The sequence below is a fragment of the Lysobacter sp. ISL-50 genome, assembly GCF_018612875.1.
Lineage (GTDB): Bacteria > Pseudomonadota > Gammaproteobacteria > Xanthomonadales > Xanthomonadaceae > Lysobacter.
On record NZ_JAGGRI010000015.1, the window covers coordinates 49,805 to 76,505 of the forward strand.

The 26,701-nt window shown below is 67.8% G+C and carries 28 protein-coding genes; 12 read left to right on the forward strand and 16 right to left on the reverse strand.

Features of this window, described 5'->3' with window-relative positions; all coding sequences use genetic code 11:
* Window positions 1–60: 60 nt before the first annotated feature.
* A complete protein-coding gene (locus J7J50_RS09505) occupies window positions 61–1,938 on the reverse strand; it encodes an amidohydrolase family protein (RefSeq protein WP_215057384.1) in 1,878 nt (625 codons plus the stop codon).
* Between the two features lie 40 nt (window positions 1,939–1,978).
* Entirely contained in the window at window positions 1,979–2,176 is a 198-nt protein-coding gene (locus J7J50_RS09510; protein ID WP_215057386.1) for a hypothetical protein, read from the reverse strand.
* Between the two features lie 428 nt (window positions 2,177–2,604).
* On the opposite strand from J7J50_RS09510, the gene J7J50_RS09515 reads away from it, so the two are divergent.
* The 4 genes from J7J50_RS09515 (at window position 2,605) to upp (ending at window position 5,724) form a co-directional block, all read left to right on the forward strand.
* Window positions 2,605–4,104, forward strand: coding sequence for an aminotransferase class III-fold pyridoxal phosphate-dependent enzyme (locus tag J7J50_RS09515; RefSeq protein WP_215057387.1), 1,500 nt, complete (start codon window positions 2,605–2,607; stop codon window positions 4,102–4,104).
* 110 nt (window positions 4,105–4,214) lie between these two features.
* Window positions 4,215–4,457, forward strand: a complete 243-nt coding sequence (locus J7J50_RS09520; protein ID WP_215057389.1) for a hypothetical protein — start codon at window positions 4,215–4,217, stop codon at window positions 4,455–4,457.
* 61 nt (window positions 4,458–4,518) lie between these two features.
* Window positions 4,519–4,830 (forward strand): hypothetical protein, encoded by a 312-nt coding sequence (locus tag J7J50_RS09525; RefSeq protein WP_215057391.1) that lies wholly within the window; start codon window positions 4,519–4,521, stop codon window positions 4,828–4,830.
* Between the two features lie 258 nt (window positions 4,831–5,088).
* Complete coding sequence (gene upp, locus J7J50_RS09530) at window positions 5,089–5,724, forward strand: uracil phosphoribosyltransferase (RefSeq protein ID WP_215057392.1); 636 nt, start codon at window positions 5,089–5,091, stop codon at window positions 5,722–5,724.
* A 132-nt stretch (window positions 5,725–5,856) separates the two neighbouring features.
* On the opposite strand, the gene J7J50_RS09535 is transcribed toward upp, so the two are convergent.
* The 8 genes from J7J50_RS09535 to rsmD form a co-directional block, all read right to left on the reverse strand.
* On the reverse strand, window positions 5,857–6,627 hold the full coding sequence (locus J7J50_RS09535) for a TMEM43 family protein (protein ID WP_215057393.1): 771 nt from the start codon (window positions 6,625–6,627) through the stop codon (window positions 5,857–5,859).
* Window positions 6,624–7,514 (reverse strand): MBL fold metallo-hydrolase, encoded by an 891-nt coding sequence (locus J7J50_RS09540; protein WP_215057395.1) that lies wholly within the window; start codon window positions 7,512–7,514, stop codon window positions 6,624–6,626. Before J7J50_RS09540 ends, J7J50_RS09535 begins: the two co-directional genes overlap by 4 nt.
* A 169-nt stretch (window positions 7,515–7,683) precedes the next feature.
* Complete coding sequence (locus J7J50_RS09545) at window positions 7,684–8,268, reverse strand: hypothetical protein (RefSeq protein ID WP_215057396.1); 585 nt, start codon at window positions 8,266–8,268, stop codon at window positions 7,684–7,686.
* A 96-nt stretch (window positions 8,269–8,364) separates the two neighbouring features.
* A complete protein-coding gene (gene ggt, locus J7J50_RS09550) occupies window positions 8,365–10,089 on the reverse strand; it encodes a gamma-glutamyltransferase (protein WP_215057398.1) in 1,725 nt (574 codons plus the stop codon).
* Window positions 10,090–10,127: 38 nt separating this feature from the next.
* Complete coding sequence (locus J7J50_RS09555) at window positions 10,128–10,376, reverse strand: YfhL family 4Fe-4S dicluster ferredoxin (RefSeq protein WP_057943660.1); 249 nt, start codon at window positions 10,374–10,376, stop codon at window positions 10,128–10,130.
* 433 nt (window positions 10,377–10,809) lie between these two features.
* The gene (locus J7J50_RS09560; protein WP_215057399.1) at window positions 10,810–11,304 is read right to left on the reverse strand and encodes a hypothetical protein; all 495 of its coding nucleotides are present in this window, start codon (window positions 11,302–11,304) and stop codon (window positions 10,810–10,812) included.
* A gap of 42 nt (window positions 11,305–11,346) precedes the next feature.
* The gene (gene coaD / locus J7J50_RS09565; RefSeq protein WP_057943662.1) at window positions 11,347–11,850 is read right to left on the reverse strand and encodes a pantetheine-phosphate adenylyltransferase; all 504 of its coding nucleotides are present in this window, start codon (window positions 11,848–11,850) and stop codon (window positions 11,347–11,349) included.
* Between the two features lie 172 nt (window positions 11,851–12,022).
* Window positions 12,023–12,667, reverse strand: coding sequence for a 16S rRNA (guanine(966)-N(2))-methyltransferase RsmD (gene rsmD / locus J7J50_RS09570; protein ID WP_215057401.1), 645 nt, complete (start codon window positions 12,665–12,667; stop codon window positions 12,023–12,025).
* Between the two features lie 65 nt (window positions 12,668–12,732).
* On the opposite strand from rsmD, the gene ftsY reads away from it, so the two are divergent.
* The 6 genes from ftsY (at window position 12,733) to J7J50_RS09600 (ending at window position 17,672) form a co-directional block, all read left to right on the forward strand.
* Window positions 12,733–14,073, forward strand: a complete 1,341-nt coding sequence (gene ftsY, locus J7J50_RS09575; RefSeq protein ID WP_215057403.1) for a signal recognition particle-docking protein FtsY — start codon at window positions 12,733–12,735, stop codon at window positions 14,071–14,073.
* Between the two features lie 6 nt (window positions 14,074–14,079).
* Window positions 14,080–15,426 carry a hypothetical protein gene (locus tag J7J50_RS09580; RefSeq protein WP_215057405.1) on the forward strand — a complete coding sequence of 449 codons (1,347 nt, stop codon included), beginning with the start codon at window positions 14,080–14,082 and terminating at the stop codon, window positions 15,424–15,426.
* A 6-nt stretch (window positions 15,427–15,432) separates the two neighbouring features.
* Window positions 15,433–16,584, forward strand: coding sequence for an A/G-specific adenine glycosylase (mutY, locus tag J7J50_RS09585; protein WP_215057407.1), 1,152 nt, complete (start codon window positions 15,433–15,435; stop codon window positions 16,582–16,584).
* Window positions 16,585–16,633: 49 nt separating this feature from the next.
* Window positions 16,634–16,903, forward strand: coding sequence for an oxidative damage protection protein (locus J7J50_RS09590; RefSeq protein WP_215057408.1), 270 nt, complete (start codon window positions 16,634–16,636; stop codon window positions 16,901–16,903).
* Window positions 16,904–17,059: 156 nt separating this feature from the next.
* Complete coding sequence (locus J7J50_RS09595; protein ID WP_057943667.1) at window positions 17,060–17,314, forward strand: hypothetical protein; 255 nt, start codon at window positions 17,060–17,062, stop codon at window positions 17,312–17,314.
* Window positions 17,315–17,414: 100 nt separating this feature from the next.
* Complete coding sequence (locus J7J50_RS09600; protein ID WP_215057409.1) at window positions 17,415–17,672, forward strand: DUF6289 family protein; 258 nt, start codon at window positions 17,415–17,417, stop codon at window positions 17,670–17,672.
* A 106-nt stretch (window positions 17,673–17,778) separates the two neighbouring features.
* On the opposite strand, the gene J7J50_RS09605 is transcribed toward J7J50_RS09600, so the two are convergent.
* The gene (locus J7J50_RS09605; RefSeq protein ID WP_215057411.1) at window positions 17,779–18,288 is read right to left on the reverse strand and encodes an N-acetyltransferase; all 510 of its coding nucleotides are present in this window, start codon (window positions 18,286–18,288) and stop codon (window positions 17,779–17,781) included.
* A gap of 71 nt (window positions 18,289–18,359) precedes the next feature.
* Window positions 18,360–18,620 carry a YjhX family toxin gene (locus J7J50_RS09610; RefSeq protein WP_215057413.1) on the reverse strand — a complete coding sequence of 87 codons (261 nt, stop codon included), beginning with the start codon at window positions 18,618–18,620 and terminating at the stop codon, window positions 18,360–18,362.
* A gap of 241 nt (window positions 18,621–18,861) precedes the next feature.
* On the opposite strand from J7J50_RS09610, the gene J7J50_RS09615 reads away from it, so the two are divergent.
* Window positions 18,862–19,815 carry a hypothetical protein gene (locus tag J7J50_RS09615; protein ID WP_215057414.1) on the forward strand — a complete coding sequence of 318 codons (954 nt, stop codon included), beginning with the start codon at window positions 18,862–18,864 and terminating at the stop codon, window positions 19,813–19,815.
* A 127-nt stretch (window positions 19,816–19,942) separates the two neighbouring features.
* The gene (locus tag J7J50_RS09620) at window positions 19,943–21,127 is read left to right on the forward strand and encodes a hypothetical protein (RefSeq protein WP_215057415.1); all 1,185 of its coding nucleotides are present in this window, start codon (window positions 19,943–19,945) and stop codon (window positions 21,125–21,127) included.
* A 75-nt stretch (window positions 21,128–21,202) separates the two neighbouring features.
* On the opposite strand, the gene J7J50_RS09625 is transcribed toward J7J50_RS09620, so the two are convergent.
* The 4 genes from J7J50_RS09625 to J7J50_RS09640 all read right to left on the reverse strand — a co-directional run bounded on the left by J7J50_RS09625 (window position 21,203) and on the right by J7J50_RS09640 (window position 26,392).
* Window positions 21,203–22,117 carry a lysylphosphatidylglycerol synthase domain-containing protein gene (locus tag J7J50_RS09625; RefSeq protein WP_215057416.1) on the reverse strand — a complete coding sequence of 305 codons (915 nt, stop codon included), beginning with the start codon at window positions 22,115–22,117 and terminating at the stop codon, window positions 21,203–21,205.
* Entirely contained in the window at window positions 22,104–23,165 is a 1,062-nt protein-coding gene (locus J7J50_RS09630; RefSeq protein WP_215057417.1) for a glycosyltransferase family 4 protein, read from the reverse strand. Before J7J50_RS09630 ends, J7J50_RS09625 begins: the two co-directional genes overlap by 14 nt.
* Entirely contained in the window at window positions 23,147–24,205 is a 1,059-nt protein-coding gene (locus J7J50_RS09635) for a glycosyltransferase family 2 protein (RefSeq protein WP_251044324.1), read from the reverse strand. The genes J7J50_RS09630 and J7J50_RS09635 overlap by 19 nt, the downstream gene beginning before the upstream one ends.
* Window positions 24,206–24,319: 114 nt before the next feature.
* Window positions 24,320–26,392 (reverse strand): hypothetical protein, encoded by a 2,073-nt coding sequence (locus J7J50_RS09640; protein ID WP_215057418.1) that lies wholly within the window; start codon window positions 26,390–26,392, stop codon window positions 24,320–24,322.
* Window positions 26,393–26,701 lie beyond the last annotated feature (309 nt).

Consider the following 26,701-nt stretch of genomic DNA (forward strand, 5'->3'; position numbering starts at 1 on the left):
CGTGGCCCACGTGTGGATCTGAATGATTCAGGCACCCCCGTGCCACGATCGATGCGGACTTTAGCGGAGTTCGAAGGCCTCGATCTCGAATGAGAACGGCCCCGGCTCACCGCTCGCGCTCAAGGCGATGGCGCGCAAACGGCTCAGATCGACATTGGGCATGCTCGCCAGCGGCACGCGTACTTGCTGCCATTGCGCGGTGTTTTGAATGATCTGCAGGCCCGGCTGGCCGCTCATGTCGGCGCCGGAGAACACCAGCAGGGTCAGGCTGCGTGCCTGCCCGCGCACGCGAAAACTCAATTCATGCACAGCCCGCGCGTCGGCCGCGCCCAGCGGCACCGAGCCGGGAATGAACATCAGCCCGCCCCAGGGCTGCGCCGCGCCGGCCGCGATCTCGCCCTGGGCCGCGAGCGGAACCGAACCGCCCTCGCCCTGCCCGGCCAGCAGGCGCGCGCTGGACTTGCCGCCCAGGTAGGCGTCGTTGGACGCCATCCAGCTCGGCCCGGGCTTGCCGTCCTTGAACAAGGCCACCGGGCCCGGCTTGACCTGCGGCAGGCCGGCGCCGACCGCGCGCGCGATCGAATAGCCGTTCTTCCAGATCGCGCGGACGGCGCGGGTCGCGGTGATGTCGGTGGTCGGATCGCCATCGACCAGCAGCAGGTCCGCGCGCAGGCCCGGCGCGATGCGGCCGCGATCGTCGAGCTTGAAGCTGCGCGCCGGCACCGAGGTCGCCGCGCGCAGGGCTTCGACCGGGCTCAGGCCGGCGCGCACCAGCAGATCGAGTTCGTTGTGTTCGCTGGCGCCGTGCGCGGTGCCGGGGTTGCCGGCGTCGGTGCCGGCCAGCAGCGGGACGCCGGCGGCATGCAGCGCGCGCACGTTCTCCATCGAATTCCTGAGCCGGTCGGCGACGCCCGCGCCCGCCTTGAAGCCGTTGTCCAACATGGTTTTCTGCGGCGGCTGCAGCCACGGCGCCACGCGCGGATCGGCGGCGAGGCGCGCGCCTTCGCCGCTGCCGGCGACCGAAGCCATCACGGTCAGCGTCGGCACCACGAAGGCCCGGTGGCGCTTGATCTCGGCGATCAGCTTGGGATCGTCGATGCGATCGCCGTTGACGTGAACCAGGCCGTCGGCGCCGGCATCGATCGCCAGCGCGGCCTCTTCTTCCAGCGACACATGCACCACCGCCAGGCGCTTGCGCGCATGCGCTGCCTGGATCGCCGCGCGCAGCGCCGGTTCGCTCAGCGTCGCCATGCGCGCCTTGCCGTGGGCATCGCGCGACTGCTCCAGCACCAGCTTGATGTAGTCCGAACCTTCGTCGATGCGCGCATCGACGAAGGCCTGGGCCTGGGCGGGATCGTCCAGGGTCGGGATCGCGAAACCGTATTCGGTGCCGTGGCCGCCCTTGGCCGTGACCAGGGTGCCGGCCGACCACAGATCGGCCTGCGTGGTCTTGGCGCGGCTTTCGCGTTCGCTCTTGGCCGTCGCCAGCAGATGGTGGTCGGTGAACATGTCCAGTTCGGTGGTCACGCCGAAGCGCAGCGCGTCGCCGCGGGCGTCGCCCCAACTGTGCACGTGCGAGTCGATCAGTCCCGGCAGCAGGGTCTGGCCGGCGCCGTCGAGCACCGGCACGCCGTCGGGCACCTTCACCTTCGCGCCGACCTCGGCGATCAGGCCGTCGCGCACCAGCACCGTCGCCGACGGCAGCACGCGCTCGCCGTCGAACACGCGCACCTGGCGGATCGCGAACTGCAGCGACGGCGCGCTCGCGGACGGATCGGCGGGGGCGGCGGCCGGGGCCGGCGTCTGCGCGGCGGCGGTGGGCGGCTGCGCGGCGAAGGCCGCGGCGCTGGCGAGCAGGCCCAGCAGCAGGCCGACGCTCAGCGCGGTGCGGCGCTGGGTTCGGATCTGGCCGAACCTGGCCGATGTCATCGAATGCATACGGATCTCCATGAAAAGGTACGCCTGCGGCAGCCGTCGGTCACAGGCTGCGCTGCGGGCCGGCGCGCTCTTGCCGGCGCAGGCCTGGGAAAATGGGCTGGTATTGCGAACGACGCGGCGGCGCGCCGCCGGCGCGGCCATGCGCCGGACGCGCCGCCTTGGCGGCCGGGACGTCGCCCGGACCCGGCTGCCGCGCGGCCGCGGCGACGACGCGATGAAAGGGATGGATCGCATTCATGGCCGAACCCCACGCGCTTGCCGGAAGGTGCGGCCACTGTCGGTTTCGCGATCGTTCCGCGTCAGTGCACGAAGACATTCATCGCCGGTGACAAGCGTCACCAGCGGCACGAAACGCGGCCCGGGCGGCCCGTGCGAACCTCCGTACGCAGGGGGTTATCGGCGAACCAAGGACATGATAGACTCACATAAATCATTGAAATGAAACGAAAAATCGTCAAAAGGCTGGGGCCTTACGCAAAAATTTTGCGCGATGTTTCGGGGTTTCAACGAGTTACGCGGGGACTGCGTCCTGGTCCTCTTCGTTCGATGTGAGAGATGGCGCTTGGCAGCTTGGGGGCTGCTGCAACCGCGAGCGTCCAGCCATGAAGGCGGACCGGTCTCCCACGCAACACACGGCACGACGCCGACGACCTTCTGGAGATCGAGATGACCAATTTGCTCAGCCAACTCGCGCCGCTGCGCGCGCACGCCGGCAAGCGCCGCACCGTCGGCCTGGACGACGACACCGTCGCCCGCTTCGCCGTCACCCATCCCGATCTGGGCGAAGCCATCGCCGCCGCCGCCGCCGAGTACGCGCTGGTGCGCGATCTGCACGCCGACCTGCTCGACCTGGACGAAGACGCGCAGATCGACGCCGTCCAGCAGGGCTACGTCAATTTCTATCCCGACGACGGCGTCAACCCGTACATCGCCCTGGCCGCGCGCGGCCCCTGGGTGATCACCCTCAAGGGCGCGGTGCTGCACGACTCCGGCGGCTACGGCATGCTCGGCTTCGGCCACACGCCCTCGGCGGTGATCGCGGCGATGGCCAAGCCGCAGGTGATGGCCAACATCATGACTCCGTCGCTGTCGCAGCTGCGCTTCGAGCGCGCCCTGCGCGCGGCCATCGGCGTGAACCGCGACGGCTGTCCGTACGAGCGCTTCTTCTGCCTGAATTCGGGTTCCGAATCGGTCTCGCTGGCCGCGCGCATCGCCGACGTCAACAGCAAGCTGATGACCGACCCGGGCGCCAGGCACGCCGGCCGCGCGATCAAGCGCGTGGTGGTCAAGGGCAGCTTCCACGGCCGCACCGAGCGCCCGGCGCTGTACTCGGATTCCTCGCGCAAGGCCTACAGCCAGCACCTGGCCAGCTACCGCGGCGAGGATTCGGTGCTCACGGTCGAGCCGTACGACATCGACGCGCTGAAGAAAATCTTCAGCGATGCCGAAGCCAACCACTGGTTCATCGAAGCGATGTTCCTGGAACCGGTGATGGGCGAAGGCGACCCGGGCCGCGGCGTGCCGCCGGCGTTCTATGCCGCCGCGCGCGAACTCACCCGCAACCACGGCTCGCTGCTGCTGGTCGATTCGATCCAGGCCGGCCTGCGCGCCCACGGCGTGCTGTCGATCATCGATTACCCGGGCTTCGAAGGCCTGGACGCGCCGGACATGGAGACCTATTCCAAGGCCCTCAACGCCGGCCAGTACCCGTTGTCGGTGCTCGCCGTCGGCGATCGCGCCGCCTCGCTATACCGCAAGGGCCTGTACGGCAACACCATGACCAGCAACCCGCGCGCGCTCGACGTCGCCGTCGCCGTGCTCGAACACGTCACCCCGGAACTGCGCGCCAACATCCGCGCGCGCGGCGCCGAGGCCATCGCCAAGCTGGAGAAGCTCAAGAGCGAGCTGGGCGGCCTGATCACCAAGGTCCAGGGCACCGGCCTGCTGTTCTCGTGCGAACTCGCCCCGCAGTTCAAGTGCTTCGGCGCCGGTTCGACGGAAGAGTGGTTGCGCGAGCGCGGCATCGGCGTGATCCACGGCGGCGTCAACTCGCTGCGTTTCACCCCGAACTTCACCATCGGCAGCGACGAGCTGGAGCTGCTGGTATCGATGGTCGGCCGCGCCCTGCGCGAAGGCCCGCGCGCGCAGCAGGCCGCGGCGGCCTGACGGCCTTTGGGAGTGAGTGGAGAGGAGCGGGGAGTGAGCGAAAGCCGCTTCTCGCTCTTACTTACTCCTCACTCTGCTTCACTCACTGCTGCTCCAAAGGAGCCCATGGAATGATCCGTTTGTCGAACAAGGAAACCGGCGCCGACATCGGCGAGATCAGTGAAGAAGAGCTGCAGATCCTGGTGGCCGCGCTGGAAGAAGAAGGCAGCAAGGACCAGGACTATTGGATCGACCACGCCGTGGTCGACATGATCGAGATCGATCATCTCAACGCCGGCTCGCTGATCACCGTGCTGCGCGCGGCGATCGGCGGCAGCGATGGGGTCGAGATTCAGTACGTGCGGACGGCCTGAAGCCGATGCGCAGGCCGGCCGCGGCGATGACGCGGCCGGGCTTGCGCGGCCTGCTCCGCTCATGGCGCTCGATCTGATCCAGGCCCGCCACGAGCGCGAGATCCACACCTCGCGCAAGATGTTCGCCATCGACGAGATGCTGCATTCGCAGTTGCTGGCCCGGGCGCAGCCGCGCGGCGAGTATCCGCTGCTGCACAAGTTGCACGACTACTACGCCGATACGGTTTTGTTGCTCGGCGAGCTGCCTCGCTTGCAAGCGGAGCTGACACGGATCAGGGGCAAGTTCACCGATCCCACTCAGGTGCATGAGTTCTCGCGCTTCGTCGAGCAGGCTTTAGCCGACGGCGATAATCTCTACGCCACCGCCGACTGAACTGTCAGCACCGACCATCCCGACCTAGCGGATTCCCCCCTTTGAAAAAGGGGGGCCAGGGGGGATTTGCTTTTGCTTTCCCCGCCGCAGAAGCAACAGCAAAAGCAAATCCCCCGCGCCGCTTCGCGTCGCCGCCCCCTTTTTCAAAGGGGGCAACGGCAGACGCGGCGCGGCGCCGGACCGTCACGCTTGCGCCCCGCCCCGCAACCGTCAATCCTTTGCGGCAACAATCGCCCGTCCCCGCACCCAGGCCGCCCAATGAAAATCGTCGAAGTCCGCCATCCGCTCGTCCAACACAAACTCGGTCTGATGCGCCGCGCCGACAACAGCACCAAGTCGTTCCGCGAGCTGGCTTCGGAAGTCGCGACCCTGCTCACTTACGAAGCCACCGCCGACCTGGAAACCGAGGAGGCTGTGGTAGAAGGCTGGGCCGGGCCGGTCGTCACCCGCCGGATCAAGGGCGCCAAGGTCACCCTGGTGCCGATCCTGCGCGCCGGCCTGGGCATGCTGCCGGGCGTGCTGGAACTGATTCCGGCGGCGAAGGTCGGCGTGGTCGGCCTGCAGCGCGACGAACAGACGCTGCAGCCGGTCGGCTACTACGAAAAACTCACCGGACGCATGGACGAGCGCACCGCGCTGATTCTCGATCCGATGCTCGCCACCGGCGGCAGCCTGATCGCGACGGTGGATCTGCTCAAGAACGCCGGCTGCAAGCGCATCAAGGGGCTGTTCCTGGTCGCGGCGCCGGAAGGGTTGAAGGCGCTGGAGGCGAAGCACCCGGATGTGGAGGTGTTTACCGCGTCGGTGGATGAGCGGCTCAACGAAGTCGGCTACATCCTGCCGGGGTTGGGCGATGCGGGCGATAAGATTTTCGGGACCAAGCATTACGCTTGAAGTGTGGGCTCATGATTTGCTGAGCGAAAAGCATCGGGGCTGAAAGCCCCTCCCACAACAGACGCCGAAGCTACGCAATCTTTTGTGGGAGGGGCTTTCAGCCCCGATGCTTTTCGCTCAGCTCGCGCGAGGCTACCCCCGCCCCTGCCGCCGCTTGCGCAGCCGATACAACACGATCAGCGCCAACACCACCGCCACCGCGAACCACCCCGGCGACCAGCCGCCGGTTTCAGGCTCCGCCGCCACCGGCGCAACAGGCTCGCGCGCCGGCGCCGCGTTCAAGGCCGCCGCGGCGGCCTCCGGGCGCAAACGCCATGCGCCTTCGCGCAATTCCAGCTTGCCCTCCAGCGGCGGCAACCGCAGTTCGCGCCAACTCACGCGCAAATCGCCGATCTGCGGATCGAGCGGATTCTCCGAACTGCCCAGGCCATCGCCCTCGGGCTGAAACGTCGCCGCCAGGTTCGACGGCAAACGGCTGAAATTGGGCCGGAACACCCGCCACTCGCCGATCGCGCGCAACACCTCGCTGCCCAGCGGCTTGCCGTCGAGCGTCGCCGACTCCGACCACCAGCGCCGATTTTCCAGCGGCATGCGCGACGGATTGGCGTGACCGGGTGAGTAACCGCTGGAATCGATCGGCGCCGCGTTCCACACCCGCTCGTAACCGTCGCCCTGCGCGGCGATACCAAACTCGCGCCGCCACTGATACATCTCGACCCGGCGGTCCAGGCCGAACTGCCGCGTCAGCACGCCGAAATCGCGATCGCTCAGCGCCTTGCCGCTGAGCGGTTCGCCCACCGGTTCGCCGTCTTCCGCGTCCTGCGCCCAGGCCGCGCCCGCACAGGCCAGCATCGCGGCCAGCGCGATCGCGCGCCAGCGCCGCGCGGCGCGGCGCGAATTCATGCAGCCAGCGCCCGCGCCTGCAGTTCGGCGACTTCGTGCACGGTGCCGAACTTGCCCTTGTCGTCGCGCACCACCTGCGCCAGCGCGCAACCCGGGTCGTGGGTGAAGAACAGATGCACGTTGCGTTCGAGCTTGTCGCTGAGAAAGGCTTTCTTCTCGTCGATCAGCAGTTCGGCGTTGCGGTCGTAGCCCATGGTGATCGGCACGTGCACCCACGGCCGGCCCGGAATCAGATCGGCGCAGAACACCACGCCGCCGTGCGCCTGTCCCTCGACCTGCTCGGGGCCGACGATCTCGCCCAGCATCAGCCCCGGCGTGTGGCCGTGGCTGTAATGGAAACGCACGCTAGCGCCGAGCAACTTCGAATACTCGCCGTCGACCAGTTCCAGGCGGCCGGTGGCTTCCAGCAGCGCCGGCAGTTCGGCGATGAAACTGGCGCGATCGCGCGGATGCGGCTGCAGCGCGCGCTGGTAGTGCTCACGCCCGACCAGGTACGAGGCATTGGGGAACAACAGACGCGGCGACTGCCCTTCGGCCCACGGCGCGAGCAGTCCGCCGGCATGATCGAAGTGCAGATGCGAAAGCACCACCACGTCGATATCGTCCGGCGCGAAGCCGGCCTTGGCCAGCGAATCGATCAGCACGTGGCGCTCTTCGACCACACCGTAGCGCTCGCGCAGCTTGGGTTCGAAGAACGCGCCGATGCCGGCCTCGAACAACACCGTCTTGCCGGCCAGCGGGCTGGCGAGCAGAGCGCGGCAGGCCAGCTCGATGCGGTTTTGTTCGTCGGGCGGCGACCATTTGGCCCACATCGCCCGCGGCGCGTTGCCGAACATCGCGCCGCCGTCGAGTTTCTGCGAGTTGCCGAGGATCGACCAGAGCTTCATGGCTGCACCGCCCGGGCTGCGGGCATTGGCGGGGGATGGCTCATTTTAGCCGGGATTGGGGATACGGGATTCGGGATTCGTAAAAGCCGTCCGCAAGACAGGCCAAAACTTCAGCTTCGCGAAGCCCTTGCTTCTGCCAATCCCGAATCCCCAATCCCTAATCCCGGCTTCACTGCGGCGTCGCCACGCTAGCGAAGTGAAAAATGAACTCGCCATCGCGGCCATCGGCGGAGACCACGCGCACCGGCGCCAGCGGCTTGTCGGCGACCAGGGTGGCGGTGCCGCTGGCCGACAGCTTGCTGATCAGTCCGGCCGAGCGGCCGTTGATCTTGATCAGCATCTCCTGCCCCGGGACCAGCACCACGCGGCCCATCGACGGGTCGCTGCCGCGCGGAGTGACGTTGCGGCCTTCCTCGGTGTCGATGTAGTCGCGCGAAGGCAGTTCGAACAGATCCTGGCCGCCGGCGCTGACCTGGAACGACCACGAGGTGCTGCCGCTGGTGCCGTCGTTGATCACTTCGATCTTTTCCAGCGTCAGCAGCACCGAATAGCGCGAAGGCGCCTTGGGCAGGTCCGGCTTGACCGCGGCCGTCGCGGCCGGTGTCTGCGTCGTCGGCGCGGACGGCGTCTTGTCCTTGAGGCCGCCGATCTCGCGCACGTTGTTGACCAGCGTGGTCAGAGCGACCAGAAAAGCGACCGCGGCAACCGAAATCGCGGTGACGCGGGTGTACCAAGGCTTGTTCTCGTCGCTCACTGACCTGTTTCCCTTGTCCTTGCCTGGGCTGCTGCCCATGCGGCGCAATCTACTGCACCGCATGGCCGCCGCGCCATCGCGCGGCGGCCGCCGGCGTCAGGGCCGGCTCAGCAGCACCGCGGCCTGGCCGACCGGATTGCGCGGATCGGTGCCGCCGGACAAGGTGTTGTCTTGCTTGTTCCACATCACCGTCTGCAGATTGCCCCAGGGCGATTCGGCGGCGTTGACCTTGTGGCCCATGGCCTGCAGCTTGGCGACGGTGTCGGCGTCGAGCGCGCCGGCTTCGGCCGAGATCACGTCGGGCAGCCACTGGTGATGGATGCGCGGCTGATCGGCGACCTTCTGCGGCGCCAGGCCGGCGTCGTAGGCCAGCACCGCCAGCAGCACCTGGGTGATGATGCGGCTGCCGCCGGGCGCGCCGACCGCGATCACTTTGTCCTTGGACTCCATGAAGCTCGGCGTCATCGAGCTGAGCATGCGCTTGCCCGCTTCCGGTGCGTTGGCGGCGAAGCCCATCACGCCGAAGGCGTTCGGCGTGCCCGGGCGCAGGGCGAAATCGTCCATCTCGTTGTTGAGCAGCACGCCGGTGCCCGGCGCGACCAGGCCCGAGCCGTACAGCAGGTTGACGGTCTGGGTCGCCGAGACGCGGTTGCCGTCGTGATCGATGATCGAGAAGTGCGTGGTCTCGTCGTCTTCCAGCGGCGCCGGCTGGCCCGACAGCAGATCGCTGGGCGTGGCCTTGTCCGGATGGATGGTGGCGCGCAGGCCGGCGGCGTAATCGGCGCTGGTCAGGCGCGCCAGCGGCATCTTCACGAAGTCCGGATCGCCCAGGTAGATGGTGCGGTCGCGATACGCGCGGCGCATGGCCTCGGCGATGATGTGGGTGCGGTGCGCGGGATCGAGCTTGCTCAGGTCCCAGCCTTCGAGAATCTGCAGGATCTCGGCGAAGGCCACGCCGCCCGACGACGGCGGCGGCGCGGTGACGATGTCCCAGCCGCGGTACTTCAGGCGCAGCGGTTCGCGTTCGCGCACCTGGTAGCCGGACAGTTCCTCAGGCTTCCATTGGCCGCCTTCTTCCTTGACCGAGGCGAGCAGCTTTTGCGCGACTTCGCCGCGATAGAAGCCGTCGAAACCCTTGTCGCCCAGCAGTTCCAGCGTGCGCGCCAGATCGGGCTGCTTGAAGATTTCGCCGACCTTGGGCGGATCGCCGTCGGCCAGATAGACCTCGCGCGTACCGCGGTAACGCTCCATCACTTCGCGCCGGCTGCCGTAGCTTTTTTCCAGGCGCGCGTAGACCGGGAAGCCTTCGCGGGCGATGCGGATCGCCGGCGCCAGCGATGTCTTCAGCGGCAACTTGCCGTACTTCTGCGCCAGATGGACCAGCGCCGCCGGCAACCCGGGAATGCCCGCCGACCACGGCCCGTTGACGGAGCGGTCGCGGTTGAGTTCGCCCTTCGCGTCCAGGAACGCCGCCGGCGTCGCCGCGGCCGGCGCGGTTTCGCGCGCGTCCAGGAAGATGTCGCGGTTGGTCTTGGCGTCGTGCAGCAGGAAGAAGCCGCCGCCGCCGATGCCGGAGCTGACCGGTTCGACCACCGACAAGGTCGAGGACACCGCGACCGCCGCATCGAAGGCGTTGCCGCCCTGGCGGACGATCTCCAGACCGGCCTGCGCCGACAGCGCGTGGGCGCTGGCGATCACGGTGCCGGGCGGATGCGCGGCGGCGGACTTCGCCGTCTGAGCCGGCGCGGCCTTGGCGACGGGCGCCTTGGACAGCGCGGGCGCGGCGATCAGCAACAACGAAGCCAGTAAGCAGGCAGACATCAGACCGGCTCGCGGTCGCGGCGCCTTTCGCATCGGGTTCACTCCTGTTGTAGACGGCGCAGCTTTTCGAGCAGCTGCGGTTCGGATTCGACGAACTGCGGGTCCTTGTCGATGCATTCGACCGGGCACACGACCACGCATTGCGGTTCGTCGTAATGGCCCACGCACTCGGTGCAGCGGGCCGGATCGATCACATAGATGCTCTCGCCCTGGGAGATGGCCTGATTGGGACAGGCCGGCTCGCAGACGTCGCAGTTGACGCACAGCTCATTGATCTTCAGCGACATGGGTTCACGGGTGCCGGCGAAACCGCGCGATTCGCTGTACCGGCAAGGCCTTCAGTGTAGGCCCCCCGCCGCGCCCGGCATAGCGGCGAGCCGGGATGCTGCGTGCCGGGGGTGGGCGATTTGGCGGGTGTGGGCGGATTTGTTCATGGATTCGGTGCCCCGCGCTGCCCCCCGTCGCATTGCTGTTCCCCCCTTTGAAAAAGGGGGCTGGGGGGATTCGCTTTTTACGTCAGATCGCCGCGCCCCCGCAAAAGCAAATCCCCCGCGCTGCGGCTTCTCGCGAAACCCACTCTTCACAGGCGCCGCCCCCTTTTTCAAAGGGGGCATCCACTTTCAAAGAGGCACTCACTCCACCAACGAAATCGGGCCGCACAAGGCGGCCCGATCCGGATGCGACTGCAAGCCCGACCGCGCAAGCGGCCGAACCGCGCGCTTACTTCGCTTCGACGAAGATGTAGTTCACGCCGGCCGCGGTCACCGCGGCCTTGACGCGCTCGTTGTCGGCGGCGGCGCCGATGAAGATGAACTTGACGCCCTTCATGGTGGCCGGATCGACCTTGGCGAACGAAGCCACGGCCAGGTCGGCGGTCTTGGTCGAGTCGGGCGAACCGAACGCGACCAGGTTGCCTTCCAGGATGCCGCGCGACATGTCGGCCTGCGACTTCTCCAGCATCAGGTCGTAGTCGCGCTGGAAGGTCGGCGAATCCGGCGCCGGCAGGACGTAGACGTAGGTGCTGCCGTTGACGCCGTCGAGATTGCGCTTGACCACGTCGGTCAGGTACGCGTTCCAGGCGTTTTCGTCGCTGGTCTTGGGCGCCGACAACGCCGCGGCTTCAGCCGCGACCTCCTTCTTCTCCTCTTTCTGGCAGGCAGCCACGAACGGCAGCGCCAGGCAGGCGATCAACAGCAGACGGGAGGAAGTTTTCATCGGTAGGCCCCTTGGGTTCGGTTCGGGTGTGACGTTGAGTGATCAGTTTTTCTTGCGTTGCCACTCGGCCTGCAGCGCTTGCGCCACCGCCGGCGGCACGAAGCCGGAAACGTCGCCGCCCAGGCGCGCGATTTCGCGCACCAGCGAGGACGAAATGAAGCCGTATTGCTCCGCCGGGGTCAGGAACAAGGTCTCGACCTCGGGAATCAGATGGCGGTTCATGCTGGCCAGCTGGAATTCGTATTCGAAGTCCGACACCGCGCGCAGCCCGCGCAGCAGCACGCCGCCGCCGACTTCGGCGACGAAATGCGCCAGCAGGCAATTGAAGCCGCGTACCTCGACATGAGCATGGTGAGCCACCGCCTGCCGCGCCAGGTCCACGCGGGTCGCCAGCGGCAGCGCCGGGCCTTTGCCCGGGCTCTCGGCGACGCCGATGATCATGCGTTCGAACAGCGGCGCGGCGCGATCGACCAGGTCGACGTGACCGTTGGTGATGGGGTCGAACGTGCCGGGATAGACGGCGATGCGGTTGCGGGCCGAGCTCATTCGATGTGTCGTTCACTGCTGGAATGACGGGGAGCGGGTTGAGGCCGCCCCGCCGGATGCGGCGCAGTGTAGCAGCCGTCCGTGCGGCCGGGTCACGGCCCGCCGGACGGCCCGCGGCGCGGTCGCGGCGACGCCCCCGGCCGTCCCGGGCGCGCGCCGCAAACCCGGCGAATCAAGCGTCCATGCGCCGATACAGCGCGTAGCGCACCTCGCGCGTGGCGCCTTCGCGATACGGCGACCACGGCGGCGGCAATGCGACCGCCGTCGCGATCGGCGCTTCCACGTACAGCCAGGCCGAAGGCGCCAGCCTCGGCAACAACGCCGGCCAGACCGCGTCCCACAACCCGGCCGCGAACGGCGGATCGACGAAGGCCAGATCGAAACCGGCCCCGCCCTCGCCCGCCGGCGCCTGTCCGGCCAGCCAGCCCAGCGCGTCGGCCTGGACGATCCGCGCCGCCTCGCCGCCCTGCAGCCGCGCCGCCAGCGCGCGCAGGTTCGCCGCCAGCGCCGGGTCGCGTTCGACCAGCACCGCCGAAGCGGCGCCGCGCGACAGCGCCTCCATGCCCAGCGCGCCGCTGCCGGCGAACAGATCCAGCACGCGCGCGCCCGGCAGCGCCGGCAACAGCCAGTTGAACAGGGTTTCGCGGACCCGGTCGGAGGTCGGGCGCAGGCCCGGCGAATCGGCGACGTCCAGGCGGGTACCGCGCCAGCGCCCGCCGATGATGCGCACCTTGCCGGTCGGGGCGTCGGCGCCGCCCGCGCCGCGCCGGGACGGGCCGATCGGGGGGCCGGGCGGGCCGCGTCGGGAATTGTTCATCGGGACTGTCCGGGGGCCGGTGCTAGCATGTGGAGATTCTCGCGCATGGCCCCATCTCCCGTCTCATGCTCAGTTTTTTCCGCCGCAAGAAAAACGAAACCGCCGCCGAGAAATCCTCCGAGCGCGGCTTCACCACCGAAGAATTGGCCGCCGCGTTTCCCGACGCGCAGGCCGATACGCACGCCGACGCGCAACCCACCCAGGCGCCGTCGCCGGGCCTGGCGCCGCAAGCCGATGCGTCCGCGCCGGTCGCACCGGCACCCAGCCCGCAGGCGTTCGCCGCCGAACCGCCGGTGCCGCCCGAGGTCGTGGCCGCGCTGCACGAAATCGAACCGCCGCTGCCGCAGCCTTCGGCGCCCGCACCGGCACCGGCCGCAACCTTCGCGCCGCCCGCCGCCGCGCCGGACGCGCCTTCGCAGCAGACCATCTCGGCCGAAACCGAGCCGGTCGCGCCGACCGACTACATCGACAAGCCGGCCGCGCCCGCCGGCAAGCAGGGCTGGCGCGACCGCCTGCGTGGCAGTGTGTTCGCGCGCAGCTTCGGCGGCCTGTTCTCGCGCAACCCGCGCCTGGACGACGATCTGCTCGACGAGATCGAAACCGCGCTGATCACCGCCGATGTCGGCGTCGGCGCCACCACCGCCCTGGTCGAAGGCCTGCGCAAGCGCATGAAGTCGCGCGAGTTCGCCGACGCCCAGGCGCTGCTGGGCGCCTTGCGCGCCGAGCTGATCGCGATGCTGCAGCCGGTGGCCAAGCCGCTGGTGATCGACGTCGACGCCAAGCCCTTCGTGCTGCTGACCGTCGGCGTCAACGGCGTCGGCAAGACCACCACCATCGGCAAGCTGGCCAAGCGCTTGCGCGACGAAGGCCGGCCGCTGATGCTCGCCGCCGGCGACACCTTCCGCGCCGCCGCGGTCGCGCAACTGCAAGCCTGGGGCGAACGCAACGGCGTGCCGGTGGTCGCCCAGGGCCAGAACGCCGACGCCGCATCGGTGGCGTTCGACGCGCTGCAGACGGCCAAGGCGCGCGGCACCCAGGTGCTGATCGCCGATACCGCCGGCCGCCTGCACACGCAACAAGGTTTGATGGCCGAGCTGGGCAAGATCCGCCGCGTACTCGGCAAGGTCGATCCGACCGCGCCGCACGAAGTGCTGATGGTGATCGACGGCACCACGGGGCAAAACGCTTTGTCGCAGCTGCGGCAGTTTCATGCCGCCGTGGGCGTAACCGGGTTGGTGGTGACCAAGCTCGACGGCACCGCCAAGGGCGGCGTGGTGTTCGCCCTGGCGCGCGAGTTCGGCATTCCGATCCGCTTCGCCGGCATCGGCGAGCGCCCGGAAGACCTGCGCGTGTTCGACGCGGAAGCCTTCGTCGACGCGCTGCTGCCCGAAGCGCTCGGCGGCTGAGGCGCGATGCCCGCCGAAACGACGGCGCCGCCGCAACGCCGTTCGCGCAAGCGGATCTACATCTTCCTTGCGTTGCTGCTGGCGGCGCTGATCGGCCTGCATTGGCTGTCGCGGCCGAGCCAGGTCAGCTGGATCGTGCTCGCCCAGGCCGGCAATGCGCTCGGCCTTGAGATCAGCGCCGGCGGCGTCAGCGAATACCGACTGCGCGGCACGCCGATGATCGTGGTGCGCGATCTGTCGGTACGCGAGCCCGGCGCGGAAAAACCCTTGCTGCGCGCCGAACGCGCCTATCTGTCCCTGCCCTGGGCGACGATCCGCGCCGCCGGCGATTCGCTCGACATCGAGCGGGTGGAACTCGACGCGCCGCAGATCGATATCGCGGCCTTGAATCACTGGCTGGCCACGCGCCCGCCTTCGACCGAGCCAGTCAAGATTCCGTCCTTGAGCCGCGGCGCGCGGGTCGTTCGCGGACGATTGATCGGCGAAGGCTGGTCGGTGGAAAACTTCGGCGTGGATTTCGCCGAACTCGGCCCGGACAAGCCGGTGCGCGGCCGCCTCAACGGACGCGTGCTCAGCGACGGCGTCGCGATCCCGTTCGATGTGGCCGCGACCTTGCAACGGCCTTCGCTGGCGCGCGGCGTCGGCATGGCCGGGCAAGTCTCGGTCGAAGCCCGGGACTGGACCTTGCCGATGCGCGTGCGGCTCGGCGCCTTGCTGCATTCGGGCTTCGACGGCCTCGGCCTGGATCGTCTGCGCCTGGGCGCGAACGCGCGTTACCGCGCCGGCGATACCGACCTGCCCTTCGTCTACGGCCTGGCCGGTCCGCTGCGTTATCGCGACGGCAAGCTGAGCCTGGCGCCGATGGGCGCGGTGTTGCGCGGCGATGATGCGGCTTCGAATGCATCCGCGGCCCAGGCCTCGGCGCCGAATACCGCGGCGCCCGCAAGCCTGATCCCCGACCTCGACGCCCACGGCAGCTTCGCGTTCGGCGACGCGATGCAACTGCACTGGCAGGGAACGCTCGCCACTTGGCCCGCCGGCTGGCCGGCGCTGCCGCCGCCGCTCGGCCAATCCGATTCGCCGCTGCCGTTCCGGCTCGATTACGAAGGCAAGGCGGATTTCTCCGGTCCCGCCGCGTTGCGGCTGCAACGCGATCAAACCCGTTTCGACGCCAGCTTCCGCCTGCCCGCCGTGCTGCGATGGCTGGACGCGGGCGAAGGCTCGCTGCTGCCGCCCTTGAGCGGACACATGAGTACACCGACGATCGAAATCTCCGGCGCCACCCTGGAAGGCGTCGAGATCGAAATCGAAGACGATCCGCCACAACCCACGGCGCCGACCGCGGCGCGCTGAAAACCGATGACCTCCCGTAGCCAAAGCGCCAACGACTCCGCCCCGACCCGCAGCGGCAAGACCGGCCGCGCGAAGAAAACCGCCGCGCCCGCCGGCGCTGCGCACGCGACCGCCGCCAACGGCGACGACACCTTCGCCAGCCGCCTGCTGGCATGGTTCGACGTCAGCGGCCGCCACGACCTGCCCTGGCAGCATCCGCGCTCGCCGTACCGGGTGTGGCTGTCGGAAATCATGCTGCAACAGACCCAGGTCAAGACCGCGGCACCGTACTTCGAACGCTTCGTCGCCGCCTTGCCGAATGTGCCCGCGCTCGCCGCCGCTTCGCTCGACACCGTGCTCGGGCTGTGGTCGGGCCTGGGCTATTACGCCCGCGCGCGCAACCTGCACGCCGCGGCGAAATATTGCGTCGAGCACCACGGCGGCGATCTGCCGCGCGACCTCGACGCGCTGACCGCGCTGCCCGGCATCGGCCGCAGCACCGCCGCGGCGATCGCTTCGCAGGCCTGGGGCGATCGCCACGCGATTCTCGACGGCAACGTCAAGCGCGTGCTCAGCCGCTATCACGGCATCGACGGCTATCCCGGCCTGCCGGCGGTGGAACGGCAACTGTGGACGCTGGCCGAATCGCATCTGCCGCACGAGCGCATGACCGACTACACCCAGGCGCAGATGGATCTGGGCGCGACCTTGTGCACGCGCGCCGATCCGTCCTGCATCCTGTGTCCGCTGCAGCACGATTGCCTCGCCCGCATCGAGGGCCGCGTCGCCGAACTGCCGGTGCCCAAGCCCGGCAAGGTTCCGCCGCAGCGTTATGCGCAGGTGCTGTGGCTGCTCGATCGCGACGGCCGCGTGTTGCTGCAACGGCGGCCGCCGGCCGGCATCTGGGCCTCGCTGTGGACCTTGCCGCAAAGCGACGACGAAGCCCAGGCCGCGCGATGGTTCGGCGCGCACGTGCGCGGCGAATTCGCCGACGGCGCGGCGCTGGCGCCGGTCGCGCACGCCTTCAGCCACTACAAGCTGGAATTGCAGCCGCGACGCTGGCGCGAAGTCGCCTTGCGCGACGCGGTCGGCGACAATGACGACTTGCGCTGGTTCGCGCGCGATGAACTCGCCTCGCTCGGCATTCCCGCGCCGATCCGCAAACTGATCGAATCCTGACCGCGGCCGCCGCGGCCACCTCCACCGTTCACCTCAACAGGATGTCCCCATGAGCCGCAGCGTTTTCTGCCAGTACGAACAGCGCGAGACCGAAGGCCTCGACTTCGTTCCTTGGCCCGGCGAACTGGGCAAGCGCGTTTACGCCAACATCGGCAAACCCGCCTGGGCGGCGTGGCTGGCGCACCAGACCATGTTGATCAACGAAAACCGGCTCTCGCCGCTGGACCCCAAGCACCGCGCTTTCCTGGAAGCGGAGATGGAGAAGTTCCTGTTCGGCGGCGGCGCCGAGAAGCCGGCCGGTTACGTGCCCGAGGCCTGAACAGCGGTTGCGTCGCGATCATTAGTTCGCGCCGCTCCAATCTGCGACCCAGTACCCCACCTCGGCACCTCAGCGCGCGAGCGGTTTCGTGTAGAACCAGGATTCCGGTCGCGACCGGAAACCAGGCACGTACTTCACGCCATCAAGGAGAGGCCGATGTTCAAGACGAACAAAGCGCGGATGCGCACGCTGTCGCTGTCCCTGCTCGCCGCCGGTCTGGCCGTAACGGCCGCCGCCTACGCGTTGCCGGTACCGAACAACGACGAAAGCTACAACTTCACGTTCTACTCCGACGCCAGCCGCACGGTGGTCGTCGGCGAGCGTATCTACGGCAACTGCGGCGACCCGTATTCCTGGGGCCGCATGACGCCCTGGTCGAGTTACTACAAGACCACCTGCACGCCTCCCTGAGCCGGTTCGCCCGGCTCATCCATCGCAGTTCAGACCACTGCCCGGCGCCGCTGTCGCCGACACGCGAGGCGCGCGCGGGCAGGCCACAAGGAGAGTTGTCATGTCTGAAGTCACGCAATCGTCCAAGCGCAAACTGTCGCTGATCCTGCTCGCCGCCGGCATGGCGGTATCGCTGGCCGCCGCCGCGCTGCCGCATGCGGGCCCGGGCCAGGGTTACGTCTTCATCTATTACTCCGACGCCAGCCACAGCGAAGAAGTCGGCGGCATGGGCTACGGCCATTGCGGCGAGCCCTTCAATTGGGGAACGCGCACGCGCTACTTCACCTACGCCCAGTTGAATTGTAACCCCAATCCCTGAGCCGCGCGCCGATCGCACCTCGCCGCGTCGGCGCCGCCGCGCGCCGCCCGCGACCCAAAGCCCGGCGCATGCGCCGGGCTTTGGGTTTCCGCGATGACGACAACCTTCAGTGGCCCTCGCCGATGCCGAACGCGGGCGGATAGCTCACCCGTCCCGATTCGCCGCGCAGCGCGCCTTCGACCAGTTCCAGCGCCATGAACGCCTCGCCGGAAAACGGCGCGGCGAGTTTGGCCGCCAACGCCGCGCTGAAGCCGAAGCGCGGGTAGTAGGCCGGATGCCCGAGCACGACCACCGCTTCGAAACCGCTGTGCGCCAGACGCGCGAGCGCTTCGCGGATCAGCATCGATCCCACGCCCGTGCTCTGGTAATCCGGACGCACCGACACCGGCGCCAGGCACAGCGCATCGACCTCGCGGCCGTCCACGCTCACCGCCAAGGCGGTGAACAGCGCGTGGCCGACCACTTGCCCATCTTCGACCGCCTCCAGCGACAACCGCACCAGCCCGTCTTCGCGCAGACGATCGACCAGCTCGGCCTCTTCGTCGCCGCCGAACGCGGCCTGGGTGACCGCGCGGATCTGCGCGCGGTGCGATTCGTTTTCGATCAGAACTTGCATATCGTCCTCCTGCCCGCACGCGGGCGCCGGATCGCGGACAGCACTGAACATCAGCAGGCTCAGCATGCCGGTCACCTATTGTCGTATTGGGGACGCACGACCTGCCGTCCCAGATGGGTGATGCGATACGGGCCGCTGTCGCTGGAAGCGATCAACTGGCGCCGCTTGAGTTTTTGGAACACCGTCAGCGAGCAATCCGCGAGACGCAATCCGTCGCGGTTGTAGCAATCGATAGCGACGATGCGCGCGCCGTCATCGGCGCGGCGATGGTGGATTTCCCCACCCTGAGCCAGCGCGTGCAGGACGCGCTGCTCCAACTTGGAAATATTCATTCGACATGTCGGTTGTAGCCGGAACGAACGCGACGACGCGCACCCGCTTTGCGCGGATGGCGAACAGACTCGACGCGTTACCCACCTTCACGAAAGCGAAGGATTAGCGGGTGGCTACACTCTCAGACATGGTATCCCTCTGGGCCCGCCGGTCGGCGGTGATTGGGGAAGCGGAACGTAATGGGTCGGCGCGGCCATGTCAACCGCGTGCGGCCGCCGGCGGGCGCGGCCGTGCGGCGGAATGTTCGCCGCGCGCGATTCGCGGCGTCGAAAACGCGCGGGGCGATCGAGCGCGACAGCTTCGACGATCGACGCGAATGCGAGCGTGCACGAACACGCGCGCTCCGACCCACCGCATATGTTTACCGAGCCCATAAAAAGAAACAAAACGCGAAAAGAGAAAACAAACGGCCATGCCGATATTTCGCGCGAATTTTTTCTTCGCCGAAACATTTTCCGTCGTTTTCCCGAGGGGAAACGCGTAATCCGGCGCGAATCAAAACCGCGCGCGCGACCCAATACTCAATTCATAGAAGCTGTCTGTTGCACTAAACAAAAGCGCGGAGTTTGCGCCTCGCTTTACCGCCGCTTGTCACGTTATTGGAACCGCCGAAGCGATAAAAAGCTTTTCAATATCGACGCTGCCGCGAACGACGCCGCAGCGATGTCCGCGAGACAAGAACACCGCTTCGACTTCAATCAGGGGGACCACATGGCCGCAACGACGCGCCTTCCTAAGGTATTGTTTGGCGGCATCGCGGTGATTCTCATCGCCCTGGCGTGGAAGCCTTGGAGCCAGAACCGGCAAAGCGAAGACCAGGTCCCGACGCCCTCCGCCAGCGCGCTGTCTACCGATCCCACTGCGTCCGATGCCGCATCGGCCGGCCACAGCCCCAACACCGGCACCACCGCGCCCAGCGCGCAAACCCTCGCCGCCGAACGCGCGCGCAACATCTCCAGCCAGGCGCAGCCGCCGCGCACCTACACGGGTCCCGACGGCAAGCAGCACGAGATCGTCTACAACCAGGGCCTGAACCTCTCGCCCGGCACGCGCGAACAACTCAAGAGACAGTTGCTCGCTCAGATGCAGCAGCATCCCGATGCGGTGTCCCGCATCTACGCGATCAGCAAAGACGATATCGCAGCCGTCGTCGCCGGCACCAAACCCTTCCCCGACGAGTTGCTTAATCAATAAGCGGACTCAGGCGTCGGCGGCGACGAACAGTGCGTTAGCCCGGACACCGGCTCGATAACGGCCGGGTTGGAGCGACCATCCATGAGCATGCGCTCATGGCCTTTATGGACGAAAGAGGATTTCTGCTATGAAAGCCTATAAGTATTGCGTGTTGGCCACGGCATTGATGAGCGCCAACGCGCTCGCGCAGAGCACCGACGGTTACGGCACCACCATTCGGGTTCCGCTCACGGTCAACAGCGGCACGTATTCGTCGACGTTGTTCGTGCGCAACGGCGGCAGCGACACCGCCAGCGTCAAGGTGACCTATTACGGTGCACCAGGAACGCCGTACGCCGGCGAACGCCCCTGCACGACGCTGAGCATCGCTCCGGGCGCGGTCTCGGAAAACTCCCTCGCCTCGTTGTGCGGCGTGCCGGTCAGCCCGACCAGCAACTACGGCCAGTTGTCGTTCGTCGAACAAAGCGCGGCGAATGTTCCGATCTCCGTCTATTCCCGCATTCAGGCCATCAGCGGCCTGGGCTTCTCCGTGGAAGGCTTCAAGATCGGTTCGCTGACCGGCGGCGCCAGCACCTCCAGCGTTTCCGGCCTGCGCCGCCAGGCCGCCGCGCCGGGCTTTCAGTCCAACTGCTTCGTCGGTTCCGTCGGCGAACCGGTGACGGTGACCTGGTCGCTGCGCACCGCCGGCGGCGCCGCGCTCGGCACGCCGCAAACCACGAACCTGAGCACCAACGAGACCATCCGTTTCCTCGATGTGTTCAGCGCCGCCGGCGCGCCGGCCGGCGACTACAGCAACGTGCAAGCGGTGTTCAGCGAAACCACGGCCGGTTCCAATCCGGGTTTCGTCGCCTATTGCACCACGCAGGAAAACGTCAGCTTCGACGGCGATTTCCGCATCGCGAAGGAAGCCGATCCGGACGACCTGCGTTCGAAGAAGGTCGGCGTCTCCACCTCCAGCGCGCTGGGCGCGGTGCTCGGCCTGGCCAGCGGCCAGGATCAGTTCGGCCTGTATCTGCAGCATCCGGACTGGGTGCAGTGCCGGATCAACGGCACCAACGCCCCGCAACTGGAAATGCGCCTGGAAGATCCGCAGGGCAACGTGGTCGCCGGCGGCAACAACATCAGCTCGTTCCAGAAGGTGTACCTGGGCGAAAAGAGCACGCGCAACAACGGCGTGAGCGGCCTGTGGACGCTCAAGGTCGAGTCGCGCAACCTGCTGTCGTTTTCGTTGCCTTACGGCGTGACGTGCGAAACCGGCAACGGCTCCAATCCGCCGCTGCTGGTCAACCACTCGATAATCGAAGAGTTCTGATCGCATACCTGGCGACATAGCATCGGGCTCCGCCTGCCTGGCAGGCGGAGCCCGCTTCGCGCCCGACGCATTACGTTATCGGCGCCACGCGCCCCAGGCGAAGCTGATCGCGGCGAACGCCGCCTCGGCGAAGGTGATCGCGACCCGCCAGGCCAAGGCCAACATCGCCGCGTTGCCGGCGCCGATCAACGGACTCAGGCACCAGAACAGACCGGCCTCGCGTACACCCAGTCCGGCCGGCACCAATACCGCGGCGACGCCGGCCAATCCGGCGAAACACAGCGCCGCCGCCAATTGCAGCCCGCCCAGCCGCAAACCGAAGCCGTTCACCAGCACCGCGAACGCGGCGCACATGGCCAGATACCCGGCGAACTGCAATAACCAGACCTTGGCGATCGTCGCCGTCGCCGGCCGCGCCGCGTTCCAGCCCGCCAGACTGCGCGGCAGTCGCGAGGCGATGAAGTCCGGCAGGCGCGCCCACACCGCGATCGCGGTCAACGCCACGGCGAACGCCACGAACGCGACCTGAAACATCAGCCCCAAATCCGCCGGCAGCGCCGCCGGCGCCGCGACCGCCGCGATCAAGGCGCTGATGCCCAGCGACAGCAACTGTTCGCGCACGAACAAGGCGAAGGTGTCGCCGACGCCGCGCTCGTTGGCATACAACATGCCGCGCGCCACGCCCTGCCAGATCTTGCCCGGCAGGTACTTGGCCAGCAGACTCTGGCCCCATCGCAACTGATCGCCGAGGATGTGTTCGGCAACGAATCGTCCGCGCGCGAACACGTGCCAGCCCAGGCCGAACAACACCTGCATCGACAGGCACAGCAGCAACACCGCGAGCAGATCCAGCGCCCCGAGCTGACGCCACAGCGGCAGCCATTGATCCTGGCGCGTCCACGCTTGCCAGGCGACCAGCGCCAGGGCGATCAGGCCCAGAACCCAGCCCAGGCCCCTGGAGAAACCCGAGGCGGTCTTAGACCAGCTCATCCAGCCGCTCGGCATAACGCAAGCCCATCGCGCGCCATGAGCAATGCGTCGCGACGAACGCACGCGCGGCATCGCCGCGTTCGCGCAGACGGCGGGGATCGGCAAGCAGCGCGGTGATCGCGGAGAACCAGGCCTCGGCGTCCTGCGGCGGCAACAGCGCGCCGATATCGGCATGGCCGACGGCGTCGCGCAGGCCTTCCAGATCCGCGGCCAGGACATAGCGCCGGCTCATGGCCGCCTCCAGCGCGACCAGGCCGAAGCCTTCCGGATCGCCTTCGACGCGGCGATTGGGCATCAGCACCAGATCGCATTCGTCCAGGCGCCGCGCTTTCTGCGCTTCGTCCACATCGCCCCACAATCGCACCTTGTCGCCGAGCTGCGCCTGCGCGATCGCCTGTTCGATCGCCGCGCGCTCCGGGCCGTCGCCGACGATGTCCAGACGCAGGTCGGCGTTCCATGCGCCCAAACGCGGCATGAGCCGCTGCACGAACCACAGCGCGCCCTTGCGCCGCACCAGCCGTCCGAGGATCAGCAGGCGCAACCCGGGCTCCCGCGCGAGCGCCGGGGTGTCGGCCGGCGCGGACACGCCCGGAACGATCACGGCGCATTGCGCGGCTGCGATACCTCGGCCGAGCAACCGATCGCGCACGAAACGGCTGATGCACAGGTATGCATCCAGGCGTCGCCAGAAAAATCGGCGCAGATACCATTGATACACCGGATTCGGATAAGTGACGTCGAGCCCGTGCACCACCGCCGCGACCGGCACGCCGGCCCAGCGCGCCGGCACCGCCAGCAGCGACAGCACCGGATCGCCGATCAGCACGACCCGCACTCGCCGGCGCAGCAGGCCCCAACACAATCGCAACAGCGCCCACGCCACGAACAGCGGCAATCCCCATTGCCCGGCCCACCAGCGCACCAGGGTCAACGGCCGCAACGCCGCCAGTTCGGCGGCGATGTGATAACTGAGCTGCTGCATCCCGCCGCGCGAGGGCGGGAACTTGCGCGTGACATACCAAACCGGCTTCAAGGCATCGGCCGCCATTCGGCGCGACGCCGGCTCTGCTGCTGTTCTTCCAGCAAGCGCCGGTTGACCGCGAGCTGGTTCGCCAACAAGCCCACCGCGCCGCCGATCGTGCCGACCATGATCAGCATCGCCGCCAGGATCAGCGACTGGATGTGGCCGTCGCCCTGGCCGTAGAAATAGTCGAAGGTGAATTTCGCGCCGATCGAGATACCCAGCAAGGCGCACAGCACCGACGGCAGCATGAAGAATTCCAGTGGACGATAGATCAGGAACGATCGCAGGATCGTCAGCACCGAGCGGGCGATGTACTCCGGAACGCTGCGGATCAGCCGCGACGGGCGCGTCGGCGGATTGACCTCCACCGGCACCGACTTGATGCGAAGCCCGGTCTGTCCGGCCTGGATCAAGGTCTCCAGGGTGTAGGTGTAGCGCGAGTAGACGTTGAGCCGCATCGCCGCATCGCGGCTGTAGGCGCGAAAGCCGCTGGTGGCGTCGTCGATGCGCACGTTCGACACCGCCCGCACCACCGCGCTGCCCAGGCGCTGCAGCCGTTTCTTCCACCACGGGAAATGGGCGATGCGCTCGATCGGCCGGCAACCCACCACGATGTCGGCGCGCCCGGCCAGGATGTCGGCGACCAGCGCCGGAATCGCCGCGGCGTCGTATTGGTTGTCGCCGTCGACGTTGACGATGATGTCGGCGCCGCGGCGGCAGGCCGCTTCCAGACCGATCGAGAACGCATTGGCCAGGCCGCGGTTCTCCGGCAGGCGCAGTACCGCGTGCACGCCGTGTTCCAGCGCGACCTCGGTCGTATCGTCGGAGGAACCGTCGTCGATCACCAGCCACTCCACCTCGTGCACGCCGTGCAGGAACGCCGGCAGCGCCGCCAGGGTTTCGGGCAGTTGCTCGGCCTCATCGCGGCAGGGAATCTGGATCACCACCTTGATCGGCTTGCGGAACTCGCCCGGCACCGCCGCCGGCGCGGTCTCGACGACGCCAGGGTGCCCGGACCGCCACGTTTCGATGTCGTGCGTGCGAAACAATCTGCGTGCGTTCATAGGGCGAACTCCTGTCAGATGCCGCGACGAAAGCCTCGCCGCCGGCCTGCCGATAGAACAAACTGCCTTGCTTCATGCGCACGCAAGATCGGGACGCGGGCGGACAACGCCGCCTCATGGCTCGATCTTGCTGATGCTCCAGTCGCTGCGTTCCTCGTGAGTGCCGCGCGCCAGCGGAACCACCGAGGTTTTGCGGCGCAATCGTTGGATGGGCACGTCGGCCAGCCAGGTCGCGCCGCGTTCGCCGAAACTCATTCCCTTGGGGTGAACGACCCAGCAACCCTGCTCGACGCGTCCGGCGACGCGCGGACACACTCCGGTCCAATCGAACTGCCCGACGACCGTGAGCGGCACGACGCGGCGGCCGAAGCCGGTCAACAGCGCGCTCGCCAAGGGGCCGGAGCCCACCACGTAACTGACGCGATCGTCCGGCAAACGCCGCGCGATTTCCCCGATCTGCGCGACCATGCCGGCATCCTCGCGCAGCCGCAGCGTTTCGCGCTGCTGCAGCAGCAGATGCGCGCTGACGGCGACGGTGACCAGGCCGACCGCGGCATGCACGTAAGGGCCGCGCCAACGCCGCGACAGCATCGCGCAGGCGATCGCGGCCAACACCGCGGCGGCGGGGAACACGGTCGGCACCCAGCGCCGCGCGGCCCAGATGTGATCCGGCGAGACCATCGGCCGCGACAGGTACACCAGCGCCGGAATCAGCAGGAACACCAGCGCCCAGCCCTTGATCGGACTCACTGCGCCGTTCAAGACCGCGCGCAATCCCATCGCCGCGCCCAACGCCGCGGCCACGACCACCGGCCACGACAGATAGGCGGCGACACTGAGCACGCTGGCTTCGCGGTAGTCGCGCTGACCGTTCAACTGCGGCACCAGCTTCGATTCGATCAGCGCATAAGGTTGCAAATGCGGGCGTATCCAGACGGCATAGGCGAACAAGGCCACGACCACGAACGCCACCGTTCCCGCCGAATTGCGCACCACCGCCTTGGACAAGCGCAGCGCACGCACCCGTTGCAGAACTACCGTCGCGCAGGCCAACACCGCGGTGGCGATCACGGCGGCTTTCACCAGATCGAACAAGCCGGCCAGATACGGCTGCACGAACACCTGGAAATAGCCGAGCCCCAGCGACACCGCCGCCAGGCATCCCATGCCCATGCCCGCCAAGGCGGGATTGGAGGCCAGGCCGCGCCGCGAGCGATCGACAAACACCGCCGCGAGACAAGCCGCGCCGACCGCCAGCGGAAACACCACCGCGTCGATCCGCACCAGCGCGCTCGCGCCGATCAGTCCGCCGGCGAGCAGGCCCAGATTGCGCGAGCGCCACGTCATCGCGATCATCGCCGCGAGCAGGCCGTTGAGCACGAACCAGCTGCACAGCGGCTCGCTCAGGCAGTTTCGCGATATCCACACCTGCGCCGGCTGGAACGCGAACACCGCCAGCGCCGGAATCGCCCAGACCCGCCGCGCCGGCGTCAACATCCGCCGCGCCAAGGCATACAGCGCCATGCAATTGAGCAGGCCCAGCACGGCGTTGAAGCGGAAGATTCCTTGCGGGCCGAGCGTCGCCGCCAGCGTCGCCATCCACACCGGCGTCGCGGAGGAAAACTGGAACGCCCAGCGCGAGCCGGTGGGATAGATACCGGGCAGTTCCGCCGCGCGGCCTTGTTCGATCGCCAGCATGCCCGGTTCCGCCGCCAGCCCCATCCCCGCCAGATCCACCGCCGAGCCGCCAGTACGCAACAGATGCAGCGCGTGCTGGGCGTAGATGCCCTCGTCGCGTTCGCCCAGCAGGCTCTCCTTGGGAAAAAACGCGTACAGGCCCGTGGCCGCGGCCAGGATCGCGACGACGGCCAAGCCGCTGAGCGCCGACGCGCCGCGCAGGCGGATGTGTTTGAGGCGATCGAGAGCCTGGGTCCAAGCCCGATTGCGAACGCTCCACACCGCCAGCGCGATCCAGCCGGCGGCGCCGATCCAGGTCGGCGCGAACAGGCCCATCGCGGCCAGGGCCATCAGCAAGACGGTGGCGATCGCGCTGCCGGTGCAAATCACGATCAAGACGTTGCGACGAAGATGCCGGGCATCGTGGCCGGTCAGGGCGAGCGTCCCTGCGCCCAATGGGTAGACCGCCAACCAAACGCCGAGCTCCGCCAGCGCCTTCAGATATTCCATTGAATGCCCCCTCAATAGGATATCGAGTCTACGCAGCGTGCCACTGGTGAACTGCCCAGCACGTCAAGCTTCCTTATCGATCACGCGCGCGTGGGCAGCTCGGGGGCGGTGGTCACAGTTGACCGTGTCGGCGCGGGTTCGCGTCGAGTAATGCCGGCGTCGCGGCTGGATAAATTTTGGCCATGTCCGTGAGGGAGGCCGCGATTGTTTGCCCAGTCTGGCCGATGCGTTCGTGCAACGTCGGCACGTCGCGGCCGTGCCGCGTCGGCGCGGCATGCCGCCGCTGGCGGCGATGGAAAGATCGCGGAT